Raw genomic sequence first — 2,482 nt, 5'->3', positions numbered from 1 at the left:
GATTCCGACGATGGATTGTGCCAGCGAGGAATCGGAGATTCGTCATGCCGTCGATGGCATCGCCGGCATTGTTTCGATGAGCTTCCAGCTCGGTGCGCGGACGATGGCCATCGAGGCAGCGCCTGGTGTCGTCGAGCAGGCGCTGGCCGCGATTCGCAAGGCGGGCTTCGATCCCCAGCCACTTCCAATCGCGGCCTCAGGGGTGGCCGGGGCGAATCCCGGCGTGAGCGAGTCTCCAGCCATGTTCACCAACTTGCGCAAGATGGTTCTGGCGCTGGTGCTGGCCGTGGCGGCGGAGGCCATCTCGTTCTTTTTGTCCGAGGGGATTGCGACCACCGTCGCCGAGATGGTTCTCGCTCTCGGTGCGATCTGGCTGTCCGGCTTCGATACCTACAAGAAGGGGCTCGCGTCGCTGCGCAGTGGTCGCCTCAACATCACGGCGCTGATGACCGTCGCCGTCACCGGCGCCTTCCTGATCGGGCAATGGCCGGAAGCGGCGATGGTGATGGCGCTGTACTCGATTGCCGAGCTGATCGAGGCCCGCTCGCTGGATCGCGCACGCAACGCGATCCAGAGCCTGATGGCACTGACCCCAGAAAAGGCCGATGTACGGCAGCCTGACGGCAGCTGGATATCGCTGCCGGCCACGGAGGTAATGCTTGAAGCCATCGTACGTATCCGCCCTGGCGCGCGCTTGCCCCTGGACGGCTTGGTGACGGCTGGAAACAGCGCCATCGACCAGTCGCCGGTTACCGGGGAAAGCATTCCGGTCGACAAGACCATCGGTGACCCGGTGTTCGCCGGCACCATCAATCAGTCGGCCGAGCTTGAGTTCCGCGTCACTGCAGCGGCCAGCAACACCACGCTGGCGCGGATCATTCATGCGGTTGAAGCGGCACAGGGCTCACGGGCGCCGACCCAGCGTTTCGTCGATCGATTCGCTGCGATCTACACACCCGGCGTCTTCGTGCTGGCGCTCGCCGTGGCGCTGCTGTCTCCATGGCTGGCGGGTTGGACCTGGATGGCGTCCTTCTACAAGGCGCTGGTGCTGCTGGTGATCGCCTGTCCCTGCGCGCTGGTGATCTCGACACCGGTGACGGTCGTCAGCGCGCTGGCGGCGGCGGCCAAGCGCGGCATCCTGATCAAGGGCGGAACCTATATCGAAGAAGCCCGGAAGATCCGAGCCATTGCCCTCGACAAAACCGGCACGATCACCGAAGGCAAACCCAAGCTTGTCGAGGCCGCGATCCTTGATGGCTCCGATGGCGAAGCTTGGCTATCTGTTGCGGGCAGCCTGTCGTCCCGATCCGATCATCCGGTGTCCAAGGCGATTGCGGCCGGCCTGAATCGTACAACTGCTGATGTCGCGGGATTCACAGCGATTGCCGGACGCGGCGTAGCAGGCAAGGTGAATGGCAGCCAATACATGATGGGCAATCACCGGCTGATCGAGGAACTCGGGCTGTGTAGTCCGGCACTTGAGGCCCAGCTCAAGGTTCAGGAGGAGGCCGGGCGCACGGTGACGTTGCTGGCATCGAGCAGCGCCGTGCTGGTGCTGTTCGCCGTCGCCGACACGATCAAGGAAACCTCACGAATCGCGATCGCCGAACTGAAAGCGATGGGGGTGACCCCGGTGATGCTGACCGGCGACAACCCGGCGACCGCGCGCACCGTTGCCGAGCATGCCGGCATTGCCGATGCGCGCGGCAATCTGCTGCCGGAGGACAAGCTGCAGGCCATCGTCGAGATGCGCAGCCGGTACGGCCCGACGGCGATGACCGGCGACGGTATCAACGACGCACCGGCGCTGGCCCAGGCCGATATCGGCATCGCGATGGGCGCCATGGGCACCGATACTGCGATGGAAGCCGCCGACATCGTCATCATGAACGACGACTTGCGCAACATCGCCGTGGCCATCCGGCTGTCGCGGAAAACGCATGCCGTGCTTTGGCAGAACATCTCGCTCGCCCTCGGCATCAAGGCGGTGTTCCTCATGCTGGCGGTGTTCGGAAACGCTTCGATGTGGATGGCGGTGTTTGCCGACATGGGTGCCAGCCTTCTGGTGGTCGGCAACGGCTTACGACTTCTGAAGATGGGGAACAAGGGGCAGAACACATGAGTCGCCGCCTGCCGCGATCGATTCCCGTAATTCGCTTAACAGCTCAAACCCATCGAAAATGACTCCTATCCAATCGCCTGACAGTCCTGCAGAGAATGATCGACGTGCCGCTGATGGCAACCTGGGCGACATGCTCAACGAGCTGCGCATACTGCTGCCCGGTGCCCAGCTACTGACGGCCTTTCTGATTGCGCTGCCGTTCAATTCCGGTTTCGCCAAGGTTCTTCAATCCGAAAAATGGGTGTTCATCGCCACCTTCCTGTGCGCGATGATCAGCTTAGTGATGTTCAGTGCGCCTGCCGTGCAGCATCGCGTGCTGAGGCCATTACTTGATCGCGCGAAATTCAAACAGTTTGCCAG

Annotated in this window: 2 protein-coding genes; both read left to right on the top strand. The window is 62.7% G+C overall.

Features of this window, described 5'->3' with window-relative positions:
- On the top strand, positions 1–2,122 hold a 2,122-nt coding region (locus tag Q0D45_RS21435; protein ID WP_366946519.1), incomplete at its 5' end, for a heavy metal translocating P-type ATPase.
- 58 nt (positions 2,123–2,180) lie between these two features.
- Positions 2,181–2,482, top strand: a 302-nt coding sequence (locus Q0D45_RS21430; RefSeq protein ID WP_293397911.1) for a DUF6328 family protein, incomplete at its 3' end; no start/stop codon positions are given.

Origin of the sequence: Nevskia sp. (assembly GCF_023266035.1) — a bacterium.
GTDB lineage: Bacteria > Pseudomonadota > Gammaproteobacteria > Nevskiales > Nevskiaceae > Nevskia.
The sequence above is the reverse complement of the archived record's forward strand: the minus strand, read 5'-3'. Positions and strand labels throughout refer to the sequence as shown.